The sequence below is a fragment of the Rahnella sp. JUb53 genome (assembly GCF_004346065.1).
Classification (GTDB): domain Bacteria; phylum Pseudomonadota; class Gammaproteobacteria; order Enterobacterales; family Enterobacteriaceae; genus Rahnella; species Rahnella variigena.
The window spans coordinates 528,019-552,536 of the sequence record NZ_SLYT01000004.1 but is presented as its reverse complement, the minus strand read 5'-3'; the positions used below and the strand labels follow the sequence as shown (position 1 = coordinate 552,536).

Genomic DNA, 24,518 nt, shown 5'->3' with positions numbered 1-24,518 from the left:
CGAGATACCCATTGTATGTGATGAGCAATTTGGGCAGTTATGGTGCCGTTACGCTGAGCTGTTCTTCCTTACGTTTAACGGCTGCAAAAGCCATTGAACGACCGCCACCGCTGGCAAGTTTCGCGCTGAAAAACTTCGTCTCAGGCCGGTGAACGCCAAGTTGTGCTAAAACGGGTTCCTGAGCCATGTCGAATTTGTAGCGCGTCATTTCATCTTTCAGATACTGATTAATTTCTTCAAAAATGACGGCATCCGGACTGACTTCGTAGTCGCTCAGCCTGCCGCCCAGCGTTACGGTAGCCTGCTGGTATCTTAAGGCTGTACGTTTCAATGATACTGCCCGGATCAGCGTCTCAAGTCCTGCTGACAGCGCCTTTTTGAGTTCCTGTTCTGCATAGGCCATTAACGCATTTTCATGGCTGTCTAAAAGCGCTTTGCCAGAGCCTGAACAGGTAATTTCCTGACGGTCTTTTTCAATGTCCAGACTGAGAAGCAGGTGTCCCAGCTCGCGTGACATTTCCTGATTTGCCAGACGTTGCAGTTGCTGCGTTTTCATTTCGTCGCTGACCTGACCGCGCATTTTCAAAAAGGCCTCGCGCCACTGGCCACCGGACTGCTCACTGAGTTTATCTATTTCCTCTTTTTGATTTTTGCAGCGGGTCATGTCGGCAATTATCTTCTCCATTTTATTCACATTCCCTTGCTGGGTCTGCTTGGTATCGAGATAACGCGAAATAGCCTGCTGAACGGCAGGCGATAATTCTGACTCAGGCTTATTGGGTTTCATAAATGGCTCTCACGTTGGGTCGGTTAATATCAATAATTATGAGCCTGACCGGAGAGCGTTTCTATTGAGGCAGGACGTACTGTGGACGACAGAACGGTGGAAGCTAACGCATATTTTTCAATGCTGTAATCTAAGCATATCGCTAATAACTTCAGAAAAGAAAGGGGAAATATCAATGCTCACACTCAAACTCGGCACCCAGCAAATCACACTCACTCAGCGTGATGCCATGCGGTTAATTGAAGGCATGATGTTAGCAATTAAAGATCCTGCCGGCGCGGGCAGGAATGCGCTACATCTTGGGGATCTGACTCTTTCCTCTCAGCCGCAGTCTGTGAATAAGCCGGTAAATCACTTTTCAGGCGCGAAGGACACGCTGACAAACTGTTGAGGGTATTTGTCACCCGTCGGGCGATGAAAAAAACGCCTGCCAGAAATAAACGCTTCGGGTTTCTGTATTATTCAGTAATTCTCGGCGCGTACATGTAGTACAGGTGCGTACAGCTATGATTTGCAATGTAAAATCCTGTACTACATGCCACATTTACACCGCGTACATGTAGTACAGTTGGGGACATGTAATGACAAATCAGCCGTGTACGACATGTACTACACGCTGTTGCCGATGTAGTACATGAAAAACCCTTTAAATATCAGAGCTTGTACGCGGTGTACGACATGTACTACATGTATTAATAATAATATAAGATACGCGAGGCACTGACCTCAGCCGATGACCTCCTGATTGAGCACGTAAACAAACTTCGGCCCTATTTCTGGCAGGCGAATTTGCTTTTGTATCCGGTTTTCGCTGGTTTCCGTGATCCAGCCGTTTTCACGGCACAGCAGGGCGGTTTTCTTCTGGTCTGATGTGCCGCAAATCTCTTTCCAGCCACTTGGCAATACGTAAAAAGTGGTCACCGCATCACTGGCATTATCACCCCTTACCACTCTGCGATAGCCCACCATATTGGCAGGCCGGTTTTTATCATCATTCCAGTCAGCAAAACGGGTGAACTGATTGGCCGTGATGAAACGCCGTATCCGCTCCAGCGCATCCGCTTCTTCCTGATTGGCTGAGTGGCCGCGGTCTTTCAGCCACGCATCAAGACAGGCCTGTGCGGCGCGAAGCGCCTCGCCGGATGGCCATCCGGTTATGCCTGCGAGCGAAGCCAGCTCGCCCGCCACGGCCAGCAGGGCAAAGCGATCTACAATGCGCCCCACTTGTTTACCCGATTCGGCAGGAAGCAGGGTACGTTCATACTCTTTTTTCAGCGTTTTGGCGCGGTGCGTGACGTCCTGAAGGTTCGCGGTCAGGTAGCGTATCCAGTCGCGAAAAGGCGCGCCGTGGTACTGCTTGCTGGCCTGTTCAAGATGTTCCGCAAAATCCTTACCGCTGTCGAAGCCGTGCAGGTTTTCAAAGGCACCGTGTACGCCGGTATCGCTGGGGATTTGCACCATGCGTACCCCCACGCCCGCGCCGGTGCGTTTTTCGCCTGCCTCTGCGGCATGTTCCATAATGGAGACTTCGCCAGTAGACATGTAGAGCATCGACCACGTCACCGGATCACGTACGCTGCCATCGACGCGACCGCGCGCCTTACCCTGACCGTTACCCAGCATGTAAGCAATCCGGCTGGCCTCTTTGCCGTCCACTTCGCTGATCTCATCGAGCATCAGGGCGGCATCATTGCGCCGCAGGGCGATACCTTCCAGCGCGTTACCGGTGGCGCGCCACGTCTTCCAGAAGTCGGGACTGCCGCACAGTGAAGCGGCAACCTTCATGGTGGTGGTTTTCCCGTCGGTAGACTCGCCTTTCAGGTGATAGCCACCGCCGCCCGCGCCGATTAAATGGAGCAGCGGCGCCGCCAGTGCGAGGCTGACGCAAAAGGTCAGGCGTGAGTTATGAATGCAGTAACGGCCTATCTGTTCGATCCATTCCGCCGTGGTGCCCGCCGTTCTGAAATCGTTCTTGGAAGAATAGGCTGACTGTAAAATCACAGACTCGGCACCGCTGCCTATGACCTCATCCTGCAAAACATACACGGAGCCGTGCCAGCCGGTTTTGTTCACGCAGGTGACCTTCCGCACGGGGCGGCAGGTGGAAATATATTCCATCAGATAGCCCCGCGCTGAACCGTTCACGCTGATAAAGTGCAGGCCATTTTCCAGCAGCACCTCCCGCAGCTCCTGACCGCTACCGGCTAATACGGTCATGGGCATTGCCCACTGATGATTAATCCCGTTTGAGTCTTCCCATTCCAGCAGGCGACCAAACTTTCCACCGTCGGCATCACAACTGATGGCCGTCACCCGCAGCGGGCTGCAAATTTTGATTTGCCTGACCTGACCGCTGTCGCCGTCGTCGTTGACCGGCTTATCGAACCACAGAAAATCCTTTGTCAGGCGAAAGCCGTGAGGCAGACGGGTTTCAGTGTCGTTAGGGTTCACCATTTCATCGGTAAAAGCGTCACGGGCTCGCTGGACGCCAAATTCACGCCGGAAATCATCCCAGTCCGCTTTAAACTGGCCAGAGGGGATGGTTACCCACCCGTTGACGGCCTGCGCGGCCTGAAATGCTTTCTCCCGACCGGGATTATCTTTCCCGTCGGCAAAGTCATTATCACCGGCGATCACCAGACGGGTGTCAGGCCACTTTTCCCTCACCGCCTTGGCCACGTTGAGCAGATTGTTTGCCGATACGGCGGCGATGCACCAGCCTTCACTGAGGCCTGAGACGGTGATAGCCGTGGCAAAACCTTCAGTAATAATGACCCGTTCAGGATAGTCATCCGGTACGGGCGTGACGGCCAGAAAAGCCCCCGACATTTTTGAGCCAGAGAGCAGGCATTTATCGCCCGTGGGGCTGATGAGCTGTGCGCCGGTGGTCTGGTTATCCAGCGTGACCAGCGGCAGCAGGAGAGAGCCTTCTGCAAAGGTCATTCCCGCCAGTACAACAGGGTGAGCGGTCAGCGGATACTGATGACCAGTGAGTCCCTTACCTTTGAGATAAAGGCTTTCCCCCTGAGAGGACTGAGCGGACAGAGCCTGATAAGTTTTTATCAGCTGAGCCCTTTTTTGTGCGTCAGAGGCATTTTTCTTGGCAGGCGCGGGGGCAGTGGCCACTTTACCGGCAAGCAGTTTTTCTATTTCAGCGGCCGCGGCTGACTTATTCTTTCCTGATAATAGGCAGAGTAAATCCAGACCGTCACCGTTCCCGCACTGATTACAAAACCATGTGCCGCGTCCGTCTTTATCGTCGAAGCGAAACCGGTCTTTACCACCGCATTTAGGGCAGGTTCCATGTTTGTTATTTTCAGGAACATTTATCCCTAACGCTGGCAAAATAAAAGGCCAGTTTCCGCAGGCATTTTTTAACGTGCCGGAGACGTGCATATTCATAAATATATACCTCAGATGTAAGCGACCCTGCGCTTTCGCGCATCAGTAATAGCCGTTTATTCAACGGGGCTACCGGAGCTTAATGAGTCTTTAAACCGTGATGGAATTTAACGGGTTGAATGTAATGGCATCCTGAAGATATCCGGGTGCAAAATGCGCGTAGGTCATCGTTTGCTGGATAGTGGCATGCCCTAATACGCGCTGAAGCGTAATAATATTCCCGCCGTTCATCATAAAATGGGTGGCAAACGTATGGCGTAATACGTGCGCCGCCTGTCCCTTTGGCAGGTCGGGCTTTACCTTTCTTAATGTCATCCGAACCGTATTGTAATTTGAAACAAAAAGTCGCCCGCTGGCTTTTGTTTTTATATTGCGCACCAATTCATCCGAAACAGGGACTGACCTGCGTTTGCCGTTTTTAGTTTTCATGAACGTGATGACGTTCTTGATAATATGCTCACCTTTGAGGTTAGAGACTTCTCCCCAGCGGCCACCCGTGGCCAGACATAACTGAGCCACTTTCAGATTATCGCCTTCAAGCGTTTGCAGCAGTGCCTTAATCTCATCCGTGGTTAAAAACGCCATCTCCGTTGTTCCTTCCCTGAGCTTTTTTACCTCCCTGAAAGGATGCGCGTTATGGTACTCACCAGCGCTGATTAACTTGGTGAACATGCCGCTCAGAATGGCCTGATGCCGGTTAACGCTGGCGGGTTTGAGCCCCAAATCCAGCATCATAATCCGGTAGTTAATGATCGCTTTATGGGTAAGCTGGTCTGCGCGCGTGACACCCATTTCTGACAAATGATTGACGATGCTGTGCAGGCGGCTCCGGTCAATCTCTCCCCGCACATGATGTTTGCCGTGATATACCCACCAGAGGCTGAGAAGTTCGGTCAGCTTTCGTCTGTCAGCGCTTTTATCTAACCACGCTTTATCCTGATAACGGGCAATAATATAGCGCTCGAAAATCTGCGCCTCGCCTTTGGTATTAAATTTGCGGCGTATACGTTTTCCGTCGCAGCCTTGTGGCCGAATATCTACAAGATATGTAGCGTCCGTGAGTTTTTTAATTGACATAATAATTACCTATAAAGAAAGAGTAGAGGCGCTGATTTTTAAAAATTCCCGCACATCCCTTTTTCTTTTAATTCTGCCAATACAAAAGACAAATCTTCGTCCACATAGCTGAGGATATGGGGCAGATAAAATGGCGTCAGCCCGTCGATTTCTCTTTTTCTTAAATCACATCCTAAAAAATAGGTCAGCTCCTGTGAGCGGTTAAGCTTGCGAAATGCTTCAAGGCTGAGTGTTACTTTTACATCATTGCTAACATCATCAATTTGAGCTGTAACCTGAGTTTTATTATCTGTTTGGTTATGCATGAGTAACCTCCAGAACTGGCAGGCGACCTGCAAAGAAAAGGATGAACTTATCAGAGAGTAATTTTCTAGCCGCTTGCTCATTAGCGGCTATCACTGCTTTACGATGGGGGAGCTTAGGAGCGTCAGTACGGCTTACCGCGAGGAATAACCAATAATATACAGTTGGTGTGTGTGTGATATCATTCTTGGTAGTCATAGCGTAAATCTCGATTACGTTGTGATTAAACGCCTCGGCAGTGTTGCAAGCACTTCGGGGCGTTGCTTTTTGTAGCATCTGATAAGGATGCTGTGCGCACAGTATGTTTCCAAGTGTGCGCACATGTCAACTCTTACATTTTGCCATTTTTTGTTGTATCGTGTGCGCACATGACAATGACAGTTTTGAGGCGTAAACGTGACTAGCGGTAATACAAACAACAAATCGGCCAAGAAAAATATTCGCTTTCCCCATGAATTAATTGACGAGATAGATGCGAGTATTGAACGTGAAAAAAACAATTCTCCTGGAGCTAACTTTTCCTCATGGGTGCTTGATGCTTGTGAAAGAAAACTCAAGGCAGAGTTGCGTAAAAAAGGGCAGCAGACGATAGTCAAAGATTGAATAGTTATCATGTTGACCAGATACCTCTCTGGAATAAAAAGGGGAGGTATTATTGCTGTAAATAACGTTGGTTTTTTTGTGCTTCTATCCATTCTTCTATCTCTCTTTCAATCCATGCAACTGTGCGAATACCAGTCTTAATTTGCTTAGGAAATGCATTGTTTTTTATATCCTCATAAATTCTCGTCCGCGATTTCCCTGTTTTCTCAATTACCTTTGGGAGGCGAATTAATTTATAAGAGTTTTCATTTTGAGTTTGCGAATGCATTTTCTACTCCTGACTGATTGTTAAGTACTTTTATGGCAGTAAGTTATGGTTGCTTACGGGACGTCAAAATAATAAACAAAACATTGTGGTCTTGTAAAACGCTGCATAATTACGGGGGGGTTGACAAAACAATGAATAAAGCGAAATAGAATATTGAAGAGTATGAACAGGTCTAAATGGTTCTAAGTGGTTTTGAGTATCGGAGAAGAAATATAATTAAAGAAAGTGGTCTAAGGTTATGCAGACAAATTGGTTTTTATTTGTTCAATTAAGCTTTTAATACGATGATTTCATGTCTTTTTTTGTGATGAACATCACAATATTTATTGAGAATTATTTGGGCAGTCTGGTTCAATGACAGAAATAGATGGGCATAATATGCCCAAATATAGTTTCCACAACTTAAATCGATGGAATTCTACCATCAGGTGCAATTTAATATGGCAGGGTATTAATTGTCAGAATCGGAAGACAATTCTTGAGATAGGCGGAGCCGTCTGACTACGTCGGTTTGGATGCCTCATTAGAATTGATTGTCTGTATACGCTTTATTCACTTCAGGATGGCCTTGACCGCAAGCCTTCAGAATGGTTAGTGCATGTCGCATTAGTTCCTCACTACGTTCTGGATCAAACCAGTTGCCATTAAATTTCCCTCCATGAAAGAGACTGTTTCTAACACGACGTATCAAAATAAAAATTTTAAGAGGAATGTTTTTTTCTTCAAGCGGAGTTGTATCCCATGTAAGGATGCCGTCTTTAACAATCTGTTTTTTTGGTGGAGATTTTAAAAAATAATCGATTGCGGCTAAAAATTCAGGAGATTTCAATGATTCAAAGACATGGGCGACCTCTGCTGCATATGAGTCCCAGTTTGCTTTGGCCTCTTTAGTATCGTATCGAAGCCCTGTCACTTTTAGGCAGTACTCATAGCGAGCAAATTCTCGAAAAAACTCATAACATAGATTGTCTATCATAGATGATTTCCTTTTTGCTAAATGGCTGATGCGCCATTTTACTTATGATGTATTACAAATATAGATAACTGACTCTCATATTAAGATTCTATCTGCTATGGAACGCTTTTATCTCAAGCCTGAATTAGTACATTTTACCTAATTAATTATTTTCCCAACTAAATGCGTAAGGAGGGATAAATTCCTTTCTGCAAGCATCAAGATAATCTGCCCACCACTGCAGCATCGGTCTACGTTCTTCCATGTGTTCCGCTTTATGTATGTAAGCAGCTCGTACGCTGTTCCTCTCCTGATGGCTCATTTGACGTTCCACTGCGTCACGCGACCATCTGCCTGATTCAATCAATGCGCTGCATGCCATTGCCCTGAATCCATGTCCACAAATTTCAGTTTTCGTATCGAATCCCATCGTACGTAATGCTTTATTAATCGTATTCTCGCTCATAGGCTTATGCTGGTAATGATCGCCGGGGAACATCAACACTTCATCACCTGAGAGTGCTTCAAGATCTTCTACGAGCACGAGAGCTTGATTTGAAAGAGGAATTAAGTGAGGCATTTTCATTTTGCTGCCACGATAAGAAAAGCGTACTTTTTCCAATTCTTCACGATTAGCTGGAATTTCCCATAGACGATGCTCTTTGTTAATTTCAGTCCATCTCGAAAATCTTAGTTCGCTTGAGCGAATGAAAATCAGCAGATTTAATTTAACGGCAATTTTTGTCAGATTCCGGCCGCTGTAACTGTCGATTTTTTGCAATAGTTCAGGGATTCTTTCAAGTGGCAAAGCAGGCCGGTGCTGTGACTTATGGGTTTCTATCGCTCCAGTCAGCTCTTGTGCAGGATTGTATTTAATAAGACCGCTTTGTACTGCATATCGCATTATTGAAGTCGTGCGTTGTTGTAAACGAGAGGCTAATTCGTGTTTCCCAGTTTCTTCAATTGCTCTAAGCGGAGCTAAAAGGTCTTGAGTGGTTAACCGATTTATCGCTTTGCTGCCGATTTCAGGGAAAAGATGAGTCTCGAAGGCTCGCATGACATTGAGAGAGTGTAGGGAAGACCAAGTTTTCTTTCTGGCATGCCACTGCCGCGCAATCTCTTCAAACGAGGCGATTTTTTCTTTTTCTGCATGCAAAGGATCGATCCCTTGAGACAAACTTTTCAGAAACTCATCCCGCGCCTTCCTTGCTTCTGCAAGTGTCATTATTGGGTACATGCCTAAAGCTCGAGTGGTGTCCTTCCCGTTAATAGTGCGTCTGAAGCGCCAATACTTCGAACCATTAGAATGCACCAGAAGATATAACCCATTGGAATCAGTGAGTTTATAGGGTTTATCTTTTGGCTTCGAGCTCCTGATGCCTGTGTCAGTTAATGGCATGAAATTTCCTTAGTTCGACGGGTACAAATTTTATCGAACCAATTATACCCGTTTTTATACCCGAGAAAAAATGGGCTGTCGTGGGTTTATATGGGATTGAATGGGATGTTATTTCTGTTTTACTTTATGATTTTAATGGGGTTTTTGTACTTGGTGGGATGTCGTGGAAAGTGGTTATGGTGTCCCCTACAGGAATCGAACCTGTAACTAGCCCTTAGGAGGGGCTTGTTATATCCGTTTAACTAAGGAGACACGGGCGCCTGTGGAAAGCGCCCGTGTAGTATACTCGTTTTTCTCGCAATAATAAGGCGTCAGGGGTCTGTTTGGTCGTTTAGTCGCCAGTCAGGGTTTTGACGCTTCTTTCTTCGCCGCTTCCATTTCCTCTTTCTTCGCTTTGGCTTTCTTCTGATTACTCATGTCGTTACGGATTTGCGCGTGGCTGATCAGTGCGAAGATAAAGGTGCCGCCGAAGATGTTTCCGGCAAGCGTCGGCAGCGCGAATGGCCAGATAAATTCGTACCAGGGAATGGCGCCCGAGAACACCAGATACAGCACTTCTACCGAACCGACCACGATGTGCGTCAGGTCGCCAATCGCCACCATGTAGGTCATCAGCATAATCACCCACAATTTGGCAGTGCCTGCGGACGGGATCATCCAGACCATGGTGGCAATCAGCCAGCCGGACACCATGCCGCCGACGAACATGCCCTCGGGGTCTTTTTCCATAATCTCCAGACTGATGGTGCGAAAAGCCTCGTCCGTGGCGGAATCGAAGAACGGCACCAGATGAAACACCAGTGCGGCCAGTCCGCCGCCGATGACGTTACCGGCCAGCACGATGCCCCACAACCGCAACAGCAGCAGAATGTTTTTGCCCGTCGTTTTTTGCATGACGGGCAATACGGCGGTGACCGTGTTCTCGGTAAATAACTGCTGGCGCGCCATGATGACAATTATGAACCCGACGGTATAACCGATATTTTCGATAAAGAAACGTTCGGGGCTGTCGGGCAGGCGTGCGTGAAGAATGCCTTTAGCCATCAGCGAGGCGCTGATGGAAAGCCCGGCAGCAATCGCCGACCATAGCAATGCCTGTCCGTCGCGCTCAAGTTCTTTCTCACCCTCCATGCGGATGACTTCATGCACAGCAGCCGCTTTCGACGGTAAATTCTCTTCTCCGGTTTCGATCTCTTTGCCCTGAGAATGTTCGTCGCTGTCGACATCTTTGTGGTCAGGGTGTTGTTTCTCGGCGGTCATGGTAATTCCCCAAAAGTACGTCAAAGTGGTTTTCAATGTGTTCCGAGATAAGCATAGGCGAGGCTGCGAGATTATGAAGAGATATACAGAAAAGTTACAAACCATTAACCCATGAACCTTATGGGACATTTTGCGGATTGTTTGCTGGATTTCAGGGTTTTCAACCCTGTAAACTGTGGCCCCCTAAGCTGCGTCGCGCCTGACGCCTGTGATATGATGCGCGCTTGTGAAAAATAAGAGACATCACCATGTTTGAAGCCCTTAACCTGAGCTGTGTACGCGATGAGCGTACCTTGTTTAGCGGCTTAAGTTTCACGATCGAAACGGGTGAAATGGTGCAAATCGAAGGCCGCAACGGCGCCGGTAAAACCAGTTTACTGCGAATTCTTGCCGGATTGTCTTCTCCGGAAGCCGGTGAGGTCCGCTGGCAGGGCGTGAATACCCGCCGCCAGCGCGACGTTTTCCATCAGCAACTGTTGTATCTCGGTCATCAGCCTGGCGTTAAGTCAGTACTTACTGCGTATGAAAACCTTGCCTTCTATCAGTCCGTGAACGGAACTGCCAGTGCTGATGCTATTTATCAGGCGTTAGAAAATGTCGGCCTTCTGGGTTATGAGGATGTCACGGTGGCGCAAATGTCCGCCGGGCAGCAACGGCGTGTGGCGCTGGCGCGTTTGTGGCTGAGTGACGCACCGCTGTGGATCCTCGATGAACCGCTGACCGCCATTGATAAACAGGGCGTGTCCACGCTGATTGAACTATTTGAACAACACGCGCAGCAGGGCGGAATGGTATTGCTGACCACGCATCAGGATTTACAGGGCGTTAACCGCGATGTGCGAAAAATTCGTCTGACCAGCGCTGAGCTGGCGTGACGCGAAAGGAAAATAAACAGAATGTTTACTAAGGTTCTGCGCCGCGAGCTGAAAATTGCCTTTCGCAAAAGTGCCGAAATCATTAACCCGCTGTGGTTCTTCCTGATTGTCATTACGCTGTTCCCGCTGGGGATTGGCCCTGAGCCGAAACTGCTGGCGCGGATTGCACCCGGTATCGTCTGGGTCGCGGCGCTGCTTTCTTCTTTGCTGGCGCTGGAAAGGTTGTTCCGTGATGACTATCTCGATGGCACGCTTGAGCAGCTGTTGTTATTGCCATCTCCGCTGGCGCTCACGGTTCTGGGGAAAGTATGTGCTCACTGGGTGGTGACCGGTTTGCCATTGCTGATCCTTTCCCCGCTGATTGCCTTGCTGCTTTCTCTGGATTTTGAAACCTGGAAAGCCGTCGCGCTGACGATTTTACTGGGGACGCCGACGCTGAGTTTTATCGGTGCGATTGGCGTGGCGCTGACCGTCGGACTGCGCAAGGGCGGCGTTCTGCTGAGTTTGCTGGTGCTGCCGCTGTATATTCCGGTGCTGATTTTTGCCACCGGCGCGATTGATGCGGCGTCGATGTCGATGCCCATCGGCGGTTATCTGGCGATCCTTGGCGCGATGCTGGCGGGCAGTGCCACTCTGACTCCTTTTGCCACAGCCGCCGCCTTGCGAGTCAGCGTTCACTAACCCGTCATACTTCGAGCCGCAGATGCGTTGGCTGCTCTTCGCCACCCGAATCACTTACTCGTGTAAGCTCATCGGGATGGCGTCGTTTGCCGCCTTCCTGCAACTCGAAGTATTTAGGGTTAACTTTTACGCTGGCCTTAACACAGAATTTTTTTACGTGTCGTTACAATAGAGAAGAAAAATCGCAACCTTTGACTAACATCACACTTCTCTATAGTGAACAATAGAGACGCCGATAATAACTGCGGATGATTTTTAACTGACCGCATAAGAGCCCGGTGAGGCTCCACGGCATCACACAGTGACATTTTATAGTGAGCAACGATAACAATGTGGAAATGGTTACATCAACTCGCAAGGCCTGAACGGCTTTACCACGTCTGTGGCCGGTTCATTCCCTGGCTCGGAATTTTGGGTATTGCCTGCCTGCTGATTGGCTGGGTGTGGGGCTTTGGTTATGCACCGCCAGATTACCAGCAAGGGAACAGTTACCGGATTATGTATATCCATGTTCCGGCGGCGATCTGGTCGATGGGCATTTACAGTTCGATGGCGATTGCGGCCTTTATCGGGCTGGTGTGGCAGATGAAAATGTCTGACATGGTGGTATCCGCGATGGCACCCGTTGGCGCTGTTTTCACGTTTATCGCACTGGTCACCGGCTCAGCATGGGGCAAACCGATGTGGGGCACCTGGTGGGTGTGGGATGCACGCCTGACGTCCGAACTGGTGTTACTGTTCCTCTATCTTGGCGTGATTGCGTTGTATAACGCCTTCGACGACCGCCGTCTGGCTGGCCGTGCCGCCGGTATTCTGGTGCTGGTCGGCGTGGTGAACATTCCCATCATCCATTACTCCGTACAGTGGTGGAACACGCTGCATCAGGGCTCGACTAACATGCAGCAGACCATCGACCCGAGTATGCGTTATCCGCTGCGCTGGGCGATTTTCGGTTATCTCTTCTTCTTTATTACCCTGACGCTGATGCGTTTACGTAACCTGATTTTGGTTCAGGAGCGTCTGCGTCCGTGGGTGGCCGGTCTTGTGAATAAGGAGCGCCGCGGATGAGCCCTGCATTCTCCAGCTGGCATGATTTCTTTGCGATGGGCGGCTATGCATTTTATGTGTGGCTGTCGGTCGCGGCGACGCTGATTTCCCTGATTGCGCTGGTGGCGCATACCTTTATTCAGCGCCGTCAGATCCTCGATGAAGTTCGCCGCCGTCAGGCACGCGAAAAACGTATTAGTCAGTCTCAGTCTAAAAAACAGCAAGGCGCGCAGACGTCACCGCTGGAACCGGACACTTCCCCGGAGAAGTTATTGTGAATCCACGTCGTAAAAAGCGTTTGTCGCTGGCGCTGGTGGTGCTGATTGGCCTTGGTCTGAGCATTTCACTGGTGATGTACGCGCTGCGCTCGAATATTGATTTGTTCTATACACCCAGTGAAATTCTGCAAGGTAAAGGCGAAAACCACGAGATGCCGACGGTCGGCCAGCGCCTGCGTATCGGCGGCATGGTGATGCCCGGTTCGGTGAAGCGTGATCCGAAAAGCCTGCAGGTGAGTTTTAAAATTTATGATGCGCGCGGCGCGATTGCCGTGACTTATAACGGCATCCTTCCGGATCTGTTCCGCGAAGGGCAGGGCGTGGTGGCGCAGGGCGTGATGGAGCCGGGAAATGTAGTGAATGCCATTCAGGTTCTGGCGAAACACGACGAAAAATATGTGCCGCCGGAAGTTGCCGACGCCATGAAAGAAAACCACAAAGGGCCAGCTTCGGCTTATGTGGATAACGATAAAGGAAATGACCGCTCATGATGCCGGAACTGGGAACATTTGCACTCTGTCTGGCGTTAGGTCTGGCGGTGTTACTGAGTATTTACCCGCAATGGGGCGCGGCGCGGCAGGATAACCGGATGATGGCGATGGCGCGTCCTTTGTCTTACGGGATGTTTGCCTGCATCGTGCTGGCGTTTGCCATTCTGGTCCATGCGTTTGTGGTGAATGATTTCACCGTCGCGTATGTCGCCAATAACTCCAATACCCGTCTGCCGGTGTATTACCGCGTGGCGGCGACCTGGGGCGCACACGAAGGTTCACTGCTGCTGTGGGTGTTATTGCTCAGTTGCTGGACGCTCGCCGTGGCATTGTTCAGCCGCCGTATGCCGCAGGATGCAGTGTCGCGCGTGCTGGCAGTGATGGGCATGATCACCGGCGGATTCCTGCTGTTTATTTTGCTGACGTCGAATCCGTTTATCCGCTCGCTGCCGAATTTCCCGGTAGATGGCAGTGATCTGAATCCGGTGTTGCAGGATATCGGGCTGATTTTCCATCCGCCATTGCTGTACATGGGGTACGTCGGTTTCTCAGTGGCGTTCGCGTTTGCCATTGCCTCGCTGATGGCCGGACGTCTGGACACCGCGTGGGCGCGCTGGTCGCGTCCGTGGACACAAGCTGCGTGGGTATTTCTGACCATCGGTATCGTGCTCGGTTCTGCCTGGGCGTATTACGAATTAGGCTGGGGCGGCTGGTGGTTCTGGGATCCGGTTGAGAACGCCTCCTTTATGCCATGGCTCGCCGGGACAGCGCTGATCCACTCGCTGGCCGTGACCGAAAAACGCGGGACGTTCAAAGCCTGGACGGTGCTGCTGGCGATCACCGTCTTCTCGCTATGCCTGCTCGGGACTTTCCTGGTGCGTTCCGGCGTGCTGGTTTCGGTTCACTCGTTTGCCTCAGATCCGGCGCGCGGCATGTTTATTCTCGCGTATCTGGTGATTGTGATCGGCGGCTCGCTGCTGCTGTATGCCTTCAAAGGCAATTCGGTGCGTGCGCCAAGCCGGCACGAATTGCACTCTCGCGAAAGCTATCTGCTGGGTAATAACGTGCTGCTGGTGGCGGCGATGCTGGTGGTATTGCTCGGAACATTGTTGCCGCTTATCCACAAACAGCTCGGACTGGGCAGTATTTCTATCGGCGAACCTTTCTTTAATACGATGTTTACCTGGCTGATGGCTCCGCTGGCATTGCTGCTGGGGATCGGCCCGCTGGTGCGCTGGCGTCGTGATGAGCCCAGCAAACTGTGGCGTCGTCTGGGTGTTGCGCTGGTCGTCACGCTGGTCTTGTCGATTCTTCTGCCGTGGTTGTTGCAGGACAAAATCGTTGGCATGACCGTGGTCGGTCTGCTGATGTCGGTGTGGGTGATCGTGCTCACGCTGATGGAACTGCACGAGCGCGCGACGCACCGTCATTCGTTCTGGCGCGGCCTGACCAAACTTTCCCGCAGCCACTGGGGCATGGTGCTCGGCCATCTCGGCGTGGCGGTGACCGTTATCGGCATCGCCTTTAGCCAGAATTACAGTGTTGAACGTGATGTGCGCATGAAGGCCGGCGATACCGTGGATATTCATGATTATCACTTTATCTTCCGCGACGTTCGCGACATCACCGGCCCGAACTATACCGGCGGTGAGGCGAATATCGATGTCACGCAGAACGGCAAGAAAGTCACCACGCTGCATGCTGAAAAACGCTTCTACAGCGTGGCGCGCAGCATGATGACTGAAGCGGCGATCGACGGCAATCTGGCGCGTGACCTGTATGCAGCGCTGGGTGAGGAGATGGACGACGGCTCGTGGGCGGTGCGTTTGTACTACAAACCGTTTGTCCGCTGGATCTGGCTGGGCGGCCTGTTTATGGCGGCCGGCGGCGTACTGTGTATTCTCGATCCGCGTTATCGCATGAGTAAAAAACTCAAGAAACAAGGTCTGGCGGAGGCTGAAGAAGCATGAACCGTAAACTCCTCTTTATTCCGCTGATCTTGTTCCTGGCGCTGGCTGCGGCTTTTCTGGTGCAACTGACGCGCAATGCCAACGGCGACGATCCGACGCTGCTGGAATCTGCGCTGATCGGCAAACCGGTGCCGGTGTTCAAACTGGAATCACTGGCGCAGGCCGGTAAAACCTACGATCAGTCGGTATTGCGCGACGGCAAACCCATGTTGCTCAACGTCTGGGCGACCTGGTGCCCGACCTGCCGCGCCGAGCATGATTATCTGAATACGCTGGCGGCGAAAGGTGTACGCGTGGTTGGCCTGAACTACAAAGACGACCGGCAGAAAGCGGTCAGCTGGCTCAATACACTGGGCAATCCTTACATGCTGAGTCTGTACGACGGCGACGGCATGTTAGGACTCGACCTCGGTGTGTATGGCGCGCCGGAAACCTTCCTTATCGACGGAAAGGGTATTATTCGTTATCGCCATGCCGGTGATTTGAATGAGAAAGTCTGGCAGAACGAAGTATTGCCGCTGTACAAAAAATACGGAGGCAATGCATGAGGCTGATTTCTTCCTTACCTGCTTTGCTGCTGGGCATGATGGTGAGTATCAGCGCCTTCGCGGCCATTGATACTTATCAGTTTTCCTCTCCGGCTCAGGAGCAGGAATACCGTGATATCACAGCGCAGCTGCGCTGTCCGAAATGTCAGAACACCAATATTGCGGCGTCGGATTCTATTATCGCGGCGGATATGCGCACCAAAGTTTTCCAGCTGCTTCAGCAGGGGCAGAACAAAAAGCAAATCGTGGATTACATGGTCGCACGTTACGGCAACTTTGTGACCTACGAACCGCCGGTGACGCCATCCACCTTTATATTGTGGCTCGGGCCGGTGCTGGTGGTCATTATCGGCGCAGCCATGATTTTTATGCGTTCCCGCCGGGGCGAAGTGCGTTTGCAAAATACGACCGAAGTAATGTCAGAACAAGAGAGACAGCGCCTGACGCAGTTACTTAAAGACAGCGACAGGAAAGGATCATGAGTATTTTTTGGCTGTGCATTGTAGTGATGCTGGTTGTTGCACTGGCGCTGTTTATTGTGCCGGTTATTCGCGGCGACCGCGCGGAACACACGTCCCGCGATGCGCTGAATAAAGCGTTTTATCATCACCGTTTGACTGAGCTGGAAGAAGACGAAGCGCAGGGCGTGGTAGACGAGCGTCCGGCGCATATTCAGGAATTGCAGGAAAACTTACTGACCGATATTCCGTCGGGTCAGGCGCCTGCTGCCATTCAGCCAATTGGCCGCTGGACGCTGGTGCCCGGCGCTATCCTGCTGGTGATCATCACGCTGGGTTTATATCTCTATGCCGGAGGTCTGGGCCAGGTGAGTGCGTGGAATCAGGTCATGCAGCACATGCCGGATTTGCGCCATCGTATTGCCGATGATCACGGTGCGCCGCTGACCGCTGCGGATGTGCAGGATTTAGGGCTCGGATTGCGTACCGATTTACAGGCAAATCCGGATAATGTGCAGGACTGGGTGATGCTTGGTCGTGTGGGGATGGCGCTCAATAATGCCGCCACCGCGACACAGGCTTATGCTCATGCGTATCAGCTTGCGCCGAACGACATGTCAGTGAAACTGGGTTATGCCGAAGTGCTGACCCGTTCTTCTGATCCGCAAGATAACCTTACCGGCGGCAATCTTTTACGCAGTATGCTGGAAAAATCTCAGGGTGATCTGCGTGTGTTAAGTCTGCTGGCCTATAATGAATATGAGCAGGGTCATTATCCGCAAGCCATTGGCGCGTGGGAAGTTATGCAGAAAATCCTGCCAGCCGGTGATAAACGCCTTGAGATGGTTAACGCCAGTATTGCGCAGGCAAAACAAAAAGCCGGTCTTGATCAGGTTAAACTGGCGGTAAACGTGACGCTTTCTGCGGATGCGCAGCAGAAACTTCCGCAGTATGGCACGGTCTTTATTTCCGTGACAGATGGCAGCAGTCCGGTGCCGGTTGCGGTGAAAAAGCTGCCGCTGAGCCGCTTCCCGCTGGCGATTACTGTCGATGACAGTAACGCAATGATGCCGGAACGCTTGCTTTCTTCGCTGCATCAATTAAAAGTACGCGTTCGTATTTCACAGAATGGTCTGGCAACGCCAGCCTCAGGTGACTGGTACGGCGACAGTCCGCTGACTGATTTTTCCGGCAACGGTCAGGTCAGCATTGAGATTAATCAGCAGGTTCCTTAATCAGGAACCGACGATCAAAAACAGGGAGATATCCATGAACTTACGCCTGACTGGGCTGGCGTTTGCGACAGTTTTACTGGTCGGTTGTGCCGGTACATCCGGATCTTCGGACAGCGAACAGCAGGGACGTTCTGATCCGCTCGAAGGTTTCAACCGGGTGATGTTCGACTTCAACTATAACTACATGGATCCTTACCTTGTGCGGCCTGTTGCCGTCGCATGGCGTGATTACGTGCCACAACCGGCGCGTAACGGGACCAGTAACTTCCTCAGCAACCTCGATGAACCCGCCAGCATGGTCAACTCCTTGCTGAAAGGCGATCCGTACCGTGCTGCAATCCACTTCAACCGTTTCTTCCTGAACACGCTTCTGGGGATGGGCGGTCTGATTGACGTGGCCGGTATGGCGAACCCGAAACTGGCACGCGAAGAAGCCCAGGGCTTCGGTAGCACGCTCGGTCATTATGGTGTCGGATACGGTCCGTACGTGGTTCTGCCTGGTTACGGCAGCGCGACTGTGCGTGACGAAGGTGGCGATCTGGTGGATGATTTGTATCCGATGCTCAGCTATCTGACATTCTGGATGTCAGCCGGTAAATGGGTACTGGAAGGCGTCGAAACCCGTGCAGAACTTCTCGATTCAGATGGTCTGATCCGTAACTCTTCTGATCCGTATCTGTTTATCCGTGAAGCTTACTTCCAGCGTCACGACTTCCTGGCAAGAGGCGGTCAGCTGACGCCACAGGAAAACCCGAACGCGGCATTGATTCAGGGCGACCTGAAAGATATCGACTCGGAATAACGGTTCCGGAGATACAAAAAAAGCGCCTTTCGGCGCTTTTTTCATATCTGACGTAACATTCAGCTCATCAGAATCTGTGGTTCATCAGAAGCTATAGTTAAAGTTAGCGCCGTACAGCATAGCGGTGCCTTTAGCCTGGAATTCATAGTTCGGCACGCCATCAGCCACTTTCTCGCTGATATTCACCGTCTGGCCATGCATGTAAGACACGCCCACATCGACGGATGCATCTTTATTGAAGGCATACGTGGTACCCGCAGAAACCCAGAAGCGGTCCTGATCCGGGATAGAAATGGTGCGGTTATCAGCCGGAACCGGACTGTCATCGAAGGCGATACCGGTACGGAACGTCCAGTTATCATCGTAGTAATAGGTGGTACCTAACGCGATGCGATAAGCATCATGGTAGCCTTCTTCTTTCTGGAACAGGGTCTGGCCGTTAGAACCGGTAGCTTTCAGCTCCTGGAACTGGCTCCAGCTGGTGTAAGCCAGGCTGTAGTGAATCGCCCATTTCGGTGCCACTTTGTTATAACCGGACACTTCCCACATTTCTGGCAGGTTCAGGGTCAGGGAACCCGGAACGGTGTGACCGCCTGTGCCGCCTAACGCCTGAGGAATGCCGTTGCGGTACTCGCCGTCAAAGTCGATTTTAACTTCTGAGCGATAAGTAAAGCCGTAACGGTTATTGTCATCGACTTCATAAAGAATACCGGCGTTCCAGCCGTAGCCCCACTCGTCGCCTTTCAGCTTGGCGGCTTCAGTATCTGCTGGCAGTAAGCCGCCGGTTTTAATCGGCACCAGTTCACCGGCAGTACGACGGATTTTTGCTTTCGCGTAGACGGCATCAAAGCCCAAACCGAAGCTGAAATTCTGGTTCAAACGGTAAGCAACACTTAAGTTAGTGTTTATGGTGGTGAGATCTGTTTCACCGCCAATCGGGCCTGCCGGATAGTTATCGCTAAATTCTGTCGCCAGACCGTAGTTAGACGTCGCAGATGCGCCAACCGCCCATTGATCATCCAGCGGCATAATAAAGTGGATATTCGGCACCCACTGATTTGGCGCAATATTATCATCACTGGTGCTGGCACCGGTGACCGGGGATTTCCCCGTCACGCTGACGTCCGGGTCGACATAAATCGCGCCCATAGAAAACGCCGGACGATTAAACATGGTCATGGTTGCCGGGTTACGGCTACCGGATGCGGCGGTGTCAGCAATAGCACCTTCGCCTGAGAATGAACGACCTAAACCCGCAGCAGTATATTCATTTAACTGAAAACCTGCCGCGTATACGTTGGAGGAAACAATTGCCACTGCAGCTGCCAGAGCTGATCTTTTAAACAGGTTTTTCTGGTTCATGACCAAAACCTCAATATTATGTTTTTTATCAAACAATGTTACATCAAGTAACAATGAGCGCGGGATTGTAGGGTTCGTTATCAGTCTGACAAATCAGACCAGTGAGCGAAGTATAGGTCTGACCTGTGGTGTAGTTGCAATAATGTTTCATTGATATTTAAGAAATGATGCAAGAAATTGGATCCACTTAACAAAAAACCAACAATAAAAGTTCAATTAAGAAACGTTAAAGTGAGAACGATGACGTAGTTTTAATCGATTACTTACATATACGTGATCTGGATCACTTCAAAGGCACATAATAAGTAAGTGCTAGTGTGTTGCCAGAACGGTGGCGTAAAATACAGGCTGGAAATAAAACTTTATTCGCAAACAGGCCAGACGGTGGACGTTGCCGTTGATGCCGGGGAGAAAATTATGTCTGACGTAACCATGTCCTCTAAATCCACCCAACCTCTGCACTCCATCAACAAATGCGGCGCAGAAGAAACCGCAGCCTGCTGCTGCGTTGATGTGGGCACCATCATGGATAACACCGATTGCACCGCATCTTACAGCCGCGTTTTTGAAAATGAAGCACAGGCTAAAGAAACGCTGGAAGCCTTGACCGAACGCGCACGCGGCGTCGAATCCGAGCCTTGCGAAATCAAGAGCCGTATCGAAAAAGTGGAAGGCGGCGTTGAGCTGAATATCGATTTCACTTTCAGCTGCCAGGCAGAAACCATGATCTTCCAGTTAGCCTTGCGCTGATCCCCGTCATACTTTGAGCCGCAGATGCGTTGGCTGCACTCAGTAACCCGAATCACTGACTTATGTCAGCTCATCGGGATTACTTCGATTGCCGCCTTTCTGAGACTCAAATTATTTAGGGGAAGTTTTAAATTGTAATACCGCTTATATAAGCGGTATTTTTTTGTCCGCTATTTCTGCCCGCTGCCTTTCTTCTCATTCTTATTTCAGAAAAATTTGCTGTTGCTCGCACTTCATTGCCTTTCACTTTGCCAAATGTAAATACATAGTTAAAACTGAGTTATCAGGTCTGACCTCTTAAGACCCTATTTTTTCTCAGGAGCTTGTATGAATAAAGTCATTCCACTGGTGACACGTGAGTGCGATCGCATTGCGATTGTCGATGGTTTGCGTACGCCGTTTGCCAAACAGGCCACCGCCTATCACGGCATTCCCGCCGTAGACCTCGGCAAAATAGTGGTCAGTGAGTTACTGGCGAAAAGTGGGATCGACCCGAAGATCATCGATCAGCTGGTATTCGGGCAAGTCGTGCAGATGCCGGAAGCACCAAATATTGCGCGCGAAATCGTCCTCGGCACCGGCATGAATGTGTCGACTGACGCCTACAGCGTTTCGCGTGCCTGCGCCACCAGTTTTCAGGCGATCGCCAACGTCGCGGAAAGCATTATGAGCGGCACGATCAGCGTCGGGATTGCAGGCGGAGCCGATTCGTCTTCGGTTCTGCCGATTGGCGTCAGCAAACGTCTCGCCCGCGCCCTGGTGGACGTCAACAAAGCGCGCACGCTGTCGCAGCGTCTGTCCATTTTCAGCAAACTTAAACTGCGCGACCTGATGCCGGTGCCGCCTGCCGTAGCAGAATATTCCACCGGTCTGCGCATGGGCGATACTGCGGAACAGATGGCGAAAAGTCATAATATTTCCCGCGAACAGCAGGATGAACTCGCGCACCGTTCTCACACGCTGGCGGCACAGGCGTGGGAGCAGGGCTATCTGAATTCTCAGGTGATGGCCGCGCAGGTTCCGCCTTACCGTGAAGTGCTGCAAAAAGACAACAACATCCGCCTGAATTCTGAAATCGGGCAATACGCCAAATTGCGTCCGGCGTTTGATCGCAAACACGGCACCGTGACCGCCGCGACCAGTACGCCGCTGACCGACGGCGCGGCCGCGGTACTGATGATGAGCGAATCGCGGGCGCGTGAACTCGGTTTGCAGCCTCTCGGTTATCTGAAAAGTTTTGCGTTTGCCGCCATCGACGTTTGGGAAGACATGCTGCTTGGTCCGGCTTATGCCACGCCGCTGGCGCTGGATCGTGCCGGTCTGACGCTCGGTGATCTTGACCTGATTGATATGCACGAAGCATTTGCCGCGCAGACCCTGGCGAATATCAAAATGTTAGCCAGTGATGAATTTGCCCGTGAGAAACTTGGCCGCAGTCAGGCAGTTGGCGAAATAGACTGGGATAAATTTAACGTTCTGGGCGGATCACTGGCTTACGGCCATCCTTTTGCCGCGACAGGCGCACGAATGATCACCCAGACTTTGCATGAATTACGCCGTCGTGGCGGAAAATACGGGCTGACGACGGCCTGTGCCGCCGGTGGCTTAGGCGCAGCAATGATTCTGGAGGCAGCGCAATGAGGGATAATATGGAAAACCCAAACATTCCGGAAATCACTCCGGCAGAACCGGTTTCTGCTTTTTCACTGATGTTCACCGCGGAGCACATCGGGATTATCACCATCGACGTTCCCGGCGAAAAGGTGAATACCTTAAAGGCTGAATTCGCTCAACAAATTTGTACCATTCTGCAAAAAGCCCAGCAATATCCCAGTCTGAAGGGGCTGGTGCTGGTTTCCGGTAAATCCGACTCATTTATTGCCGGTGCGGATATCACCATGATATCGGGTTGTAAGAGCGCCGATGAGGCCAGCAATCTGGCGCGAAAAGGGCAGACGGTGATGTCGCAGATCGCTTCGTTTCCGGTGCCCGTTGTTGCGGCCATCCACGGTGCCTGTCTGGGCGGCGGACTTGAACTGGCGCTGGCGTGTCATTCACGCGTCTGTTCCCTCGATGATAAAACGCAGCTCGGTCTGCCGGAAGTGCAGCTTGGCCTGCTGCCGGGCTCCGGCGGCACACAGCGTCTTCCGCGTTTAATCGGTGCGCCGAAAGCACTGGATATGATGCTTACCGGTCGCAGCATTCGCGCGAAACAGGCGCTGAGAATGGGACTGGTGGATGACGCGGTACCTTATTCAATTTTGCTGCAAACGGCACTTGAGCGCGTGGCGAAAGGGCGTCAGTCACGTCCGCCATTGCCATGGCAGGCGCGGCTGGCCGGTGGCCCGTTGGGCAAAAGTGTGCTGTTCCATTTTGTACGCAAACAAACCCGTGCCAAAACGCACGGCAATTACCCGGCGACCGAAAAAATTATTGATGTGGTGAAAACCGGTCTCGATCAGGGCAGCGGCAACGGCTATCAGACTGAAGCGAAAGCCTTTGGCGAACTGGTCATGACGCCGGAATCGGCGGCATTGCGCGGCCTGTTTTTCGCATCCACTGCGCTGAAAAAAGAGAAGGGCGGTGATGCCGAACCCTTGCCGGTACGCCGTGTGGGCATTCTGGGCGGCGGCCTGATGGGCGGTGGTATCGCCAACGTCACTGCCACCAAAGCCGGACTGCCGGTACGCATCAAAGATATTAATCAGGAAGGCATCCGTCATGCGCTGAAATACAGCTGGGATTTGCTGGAGAAAAAGGTGCGCAGCCGCAGGCTGACCCGTAATGAACAGCAACGCCAGATGATGCTGATTTCCGGCACCACCGATTACAGCGGTTTTGCGCAGATAGATATCGTGGTGGAAGCGGTGTTTGAGGATTTGTCTCTCAAACAGTCGATGGTGGCGGAAATCGAGAATAACGCCGCTCCGCGCACAATATTTGCTTCAAACACATCTTCACTGCCTATCCATAAGATTGCAGAGCAGGCCAGCCGGCCTGAGCAGGTGATCGGCCTGCATTATTTTAGTCCGGTGGATAAGATGCCGCTGGTGGAAGTGATACCCCATGCAGGAACCAGTGCGCAGACGATTTCGACCACAGTTTCCCTGGCGAAGAAACAGGGGAAAACAGCGATTGTGGTCGGCGACAGCGCCGGATTCTACGTAAACCGTATTCTTGCGCCGTACATCAATGAAGCTGCCCGCTGTTTGCTGGCGGGCGAACCCGTCGATCACATCGATAAAGCGCTGGTGAATTTTGGTTTTCCGGTCGGCCCGATACAGTTGCTGGATGAAGTCGGTATTGATGTCGGCACTAAAATAGGTCCGATTCTGGTGGATGCATTTGGTGAGCGTTTTGCTGCGCCATCGGGTTTTGATGCTGTGCTGAAAGACGATCGCAAAGGGCGTAAGAACGGCAAAGGTTTCTATCTCTACGGGCAAAAAGGCCGGACGGCGAAGAAGAAACAGGTCGATCCTGCGATTTACCGGCTGCTGAATGTCACGCCGAAAGCGCAGCAGTCGGAAGAAGAGATTGCGCAGCGCTGTGTGATGCTGATGCTTAACGAAGCGGTACGTTGTCTGGATGAACAGGTGATCCGCAGTGCGCGGGATGGTGACCTGGGGGCAGTGTTCGGCATTGGCTTCCCGCCATTCCGTGGTGGTCCGTTCCGTTACATAGACACGCTCGGTGCAGCGAACGTGGTGAAAACGCTGGATCAGCTGGCGCAACGCTATGGCGAGCATTTCCGGCCATGCGAAGGGCTGGTGCGCAGGGCTGAGCAGGGCGAGCCCTGTTTTTTGACAGACGGCCCCGGTGAAAAGGTCAGTAAAGTGTGACAGCTGTCACTGCTTATTACTGAGTTTCGCGGGAATCTGGAATAGATCCTGCTTGTGGCCAGCCGAAGGCCTGCGGGATCTTTTTTATGGTGAGACTGACTTTGTACAGAAACAATCCCAAACGATTG

At 51.3% G+C, this 24,518-nt stretch carries 25 protein-coding genes and 1 tRNA gene; 15 read left to right on the top strand and 11 right to left on the bottom strand.

What is annotated here, in order from left to right:
* Positions 1–37: 37 nt before the first annotated feature.
* On the bottom strand, positions 38–787 hold the full coding sequence (locus EC840_RS12960) for a hypothetical protein (RefSeq protein ID WP_132965629.1): 750 nt from the start codon (positions 785–787) through the stop codon (positions 38–40).
* Between the two features lie 175 nt (positions 788–962).
* Between EC840_RS12960 and EC840_RS12955 the strand changes: the two genes are divergently transcribed.
* A complete protein-coding gene (locus EC840_RS12955; RefSeq protein WP_130955360.1) occupies positions 963–1,178 on the top strand; it encodes a hypothetical protein in 216 nt (71 codons plus the stop codon).
* 335 nt (positions 1,179–1,513) lie between these two features.
* On the opposite strand, the gene EC840_RS12950 is transcribed toward EC840_RS12955, so the two are convergent.
* From EC840_RS12950 to EC840_RS12935, 4 genes are all read right to left on the bottom strand, one after another.
* Complete coding sequence (locus EC840_RS12950; protein WP_132965627.1) at positions 1,514–4,189, bottom strand: DUF927 domain-containing protein; 2,676 nt, start codon at positions 4,187–4,189, stop codon at positions 1,514–1,516.
* Positions 4,190–4,279: 90 nt separating this feature from the next.
* Positions 4,280–5,266, bottom strand: coding sequence for a tyrosine-type recombinase/integrase (locus EC840_RS12945; protein WP_132965625.1), 987 nt, complete (start codon positions 5,264–5,266; stop codon positions 4,280–4,282).
* Between the two features lie 38 nt (positions 5,267–5,304).
* Positions 5,305–5,571, bottom strand: a complete 267-nt coding sequence (locus EC840_RS12940) for a hypothetical protein (RefSeq protein WP_013574516.1) — start codon at positions 5,569–5,571, stop codon at positions 5,305–5,307.
* Entirely contained in the window at positions 5,564–5,767 is a 204-nt protein-coding gene (locus EC840_RS12935) for a host cell division inhibitor Icd-like protein (RefSeq protein ID WP_132965623.1), read from the bottom strand. The genes EC840_RS12940 and EC840_RS12935 overlap by 8 nt, the downstream gene beginning before the upstream one ends.
* A gap of 198 nt (positions 5,768–5,965) precedes the next feature.
* Between EC840_RS12935 and EC840_RS12930 the strand changes: the two genes are divergently transcribed.
* Positions 5,966–6,172 (top strand): YlcI/YnfO family protein, encoded by a 207-nt coding sequence (locus EC840_RS12930; RefSeq protein WP_130955357.1) that lies wholly within the window; start codon positions 5,966–5,968, stop codon positions 6,170–6,172.
* A 49-nt stretch (positions 6,173–6,221) separates the two neighbouring features.
* Here the strand turns inward: EC840_RS12930 and EC840_RS12925 are convergent, their stop codons facing one another.
* From EC840_RS12925 to EC840_RS12905, 5 genes are all read right to left on the bottom strand, one after another.
* Positions 6,222–6,440: an AlpA family phage regulatory protein gene (locus tag EC840_RS12925; protein WP_130955356.1), complete on the bottom strand. Its 219-nt coding sequence runs from the start codon at positions 6,438–6,440 to the stop codon at positions 6,222–6,224.
* Positions 6,441–6,963: 523 nt separating this feature from the next.
* A complete protein-coding gene (locus tag EC840_RS12920; protein WP_132965621.1) occupies positions 6,964–7,416 on the bottom strand; it encodes a hypothetical protein in 453 nt (150 codons plus the stop codon).
* 142 nt (positions 7,417–7,558) lie between these two features.
* Positions 7,559–8,794 carry an integrase arm-type DNA-binding domain-containing protein gene (locus tag EC840_RS12915; RefSeq protein ID WP_132965619.1) on the bottom strand — a complete coding sequence of 412 codons (1,236 nt, stop codon included), beginning with the start codon at positions 8,792–8,794 and terminating at the stop codon, positions 7,559–7,561.
* A 177-nt stretch (positions 8,795–8,971) separates the two neighbouring features.
* Positions 8,972–9,046: transfer RNA gene (locus EC840_RS12910), tRNA-Arg, on the bottom strand.
* A 90-nt stretch (positions 9,047–9,136) separates the two neighbouring features.
* Positions 9,137–10,054, bottom strand: a complete 918-nt coding sequence (locus EC840_RS12905; protein ID WP_112287142.1) for a formate/nitrite transporter family protein — start codon at positions 10,052–10,054, stop codon at positions 9,137–9,139.
* A 248-nt stretch (positions 10,055–10,302) separates the two neighbouring features.
* Between EC840_RS12905 and ccmA the strand changes: the two genes are divergently transcribed.
* The 10 genes from ccmA (at position 10,303) to mlaA (ending at position 18,439) form a co-directional block, all read left to right on the top strand.
* The gene (gene ccmA, locus EC840_RS12900) at positions 10,303–10,929 is read left to right on the top strand and encodes a cytochrome c biogenesis heme-transporting ATPase CcmA (protein WP_113877005.1); all 627 of its coding nucleotides are present in this window, start codon (positions 10,303–10,305) and stop codon (positions 10,927–10,929) included.
* 21 nt (positions 10,930–10,950) lie between these two features.
* A complete protein-coding gene (gene ccmB, locus EC840_RS12895; RefSeq protein ID WP_120162099.1) occupies positions 10,951–11,610 on the top strand; it encodes a heme exporter protein CcmB in 660 nt (219 codons plus the stop codon).
* A 330-nt stretch (positions 11,611–11,940) separates the two neighbouring features.
* The gene (locus tag EC840_RS12890; RefSeq protein ID WP_113877006.1) at positions 11,941–12,678 is read left to right on the top strand and encodes a heme ABC transporter permease; all 738 of its coding nucleotides are present in this window, start codon (positions 11,941–11,943) and stop codon (positions 12,676–12,678) included.
* On the top strand, positions 12,675–12,935 hold the full coding sequence (gene ccmD, locus EC840_RS12885; RefSeq protein WP_112287138.1) for a heme exporter protein CcmD: 261 nt from the start codon (positions 12,675–12,677) through the stop codon (positions 12,933–12,935). The genes EC840_RS12890 and ccmD overlap by 4 nt, the downstream gene beginning before the upstream one ends.
* A complete protein-coding gene (gene ccmE / locus EC840_RS12880) occupies positions 12,932–13,426 on the top strand; it encodes a cytochrome c maturation protein CcmE (protein ID WP_132965617.1) in 495 nt (164 codons plus the stop codon). The genes ccmD and ccmE overlap by 4 nt, the downstream gene beginning before the upstream one ends.
* The gene (locus EC840_RS12875) at positions 13,423–15,396 is read left to right on the top strand and encodes a heme lyase CcmF/NrfE family subunit (RefSeq protein ID WP_132965615.1); all 1,974 of its coding nucleotides are present in this window, start codon (positions 13,423–13,425) and stop codon (positions 15,394–15,396) included. Before ccmE ends, EC840_RS12875 begins: the two co-directional genes overlap by 4 nt.
* Positions 15,393–15,944 (top strand): DsbE family thiol:disulfide interchange protein, encoded by a 552-nt coding sequence (locus EC840_RS12870; RefSeq protein ID WP_112287135.1) that lies wholly within the window; start codon positions 15,393–15,395, stop codon positions 15,942–15,944. Before EC840_RS12875 ends, EC840_RS12870 begins: the two co-directional genes overlap by 4 nt.
* Positions 15,941–16,426, top strand: coding sequence for a cytochrome c-type biogenesis protein (locus tag EC840_RS12865; RefSeq protein ID WP_132965614.1), 486 nt, complete (start codon positions 15,941–15,943; stop codon positions 16,424–16,426). The genes EC840_RS12870 and EC840_RS12865 overlap by 4 nt, the downstream gene beginning before the upstream one ends.
* Positions 16,423–17,637, top strand: a complete 1,215-nt coding sequence (gene ccmI, locus EC840_RS12860; RefSeq protein WP_132965611.1) for a c-type cytochrome biogenesis protein CcmI — start codon at positions 16,423–16,425, stop codon at positions 17,635–17,637. Before EC840_RS12865 ends, ccmI begins: the two co-directional genes overlap by 4 nt.
* Before the next feature lie 34 nt (positions 17,638–17,671).
* Positions 17,672–18,439 (top strand): phospholipid-binding lipoprotein MlaA, encoded by a 768-nt coding sequence (mlaA, locus tag EC840_RS12855; RefSeq protein WP_112287132.1) that lies wholly within the window; start codon positions 17,672–17,674, stop codon positions 18,437–18,439.
* Positions 18,440–18,523: 84 nt separating this feature from the next.
* Here mlaA and fadL read toward each other — a convergent pair whose 3' ends face one another.
* Complete coding sequence (gene fadL / locus EC840_RS12850; protein WP_113877010.1) at positions 18,524–19,801, bottom strand: long-chain fatty acid transporter FadL; 1,278 nt, start codon at positions 19,799–19,801, stop codon at positions 18,524–18,526.
* 417 nt (positions 19,802–20,218) lie between these two features.
* Here fadL and EC840_RS12845 point away from each other — a divergent pair, with 417 nt between their 5' ends.
* The 3 genes from EC840_RS12845 (at position 20,219) to fadJ (ending at position 24,390) form a co-directional block, all read left to right on the top strand.
* Positions 20,219–20,551 (top strand): YfcZ/YiiS family protein, encoded by a 333-nt coding sequence (locus EC840_RS12845; RefSeq protein ID WP_113877066.1) that lies wholly within the window; start codon positions 20,219–20,221, stop codon positions 20,549–20,551.
* A gap of 327 nt (positions 20,552–20,878) precedes the next feature.
* Positions 20,879–22,192, top strand: a complete 1,314-nt coding sequence (gene fadI / locus EC840_RS12840) for an acetyl-CoA C-acyltransferase FadI (RefSeq protein WP_132965608.1) — start codon at positions 20,879–20,881, stop codon at positions 22,190–22,192.
* A gap of 8 nt (positions 22,193–22,200) precedes the next feature.
* The gene (fadJ, locus tag EC840_RS12835) at positions 22,201–24,390 is read left to right on the top strand and encodes a fatty acid oxidation complex subunit alpha FadJ (RefSeq protein WP_243701062.1); all 2,190 of its coding nucleotides are present in this window, start codon (positions 22,201–22,203) and stop codon (positions 24,388–24,390) included.
* Positions 24,391–24,518 lie beyond the last annotated feature (128 nt).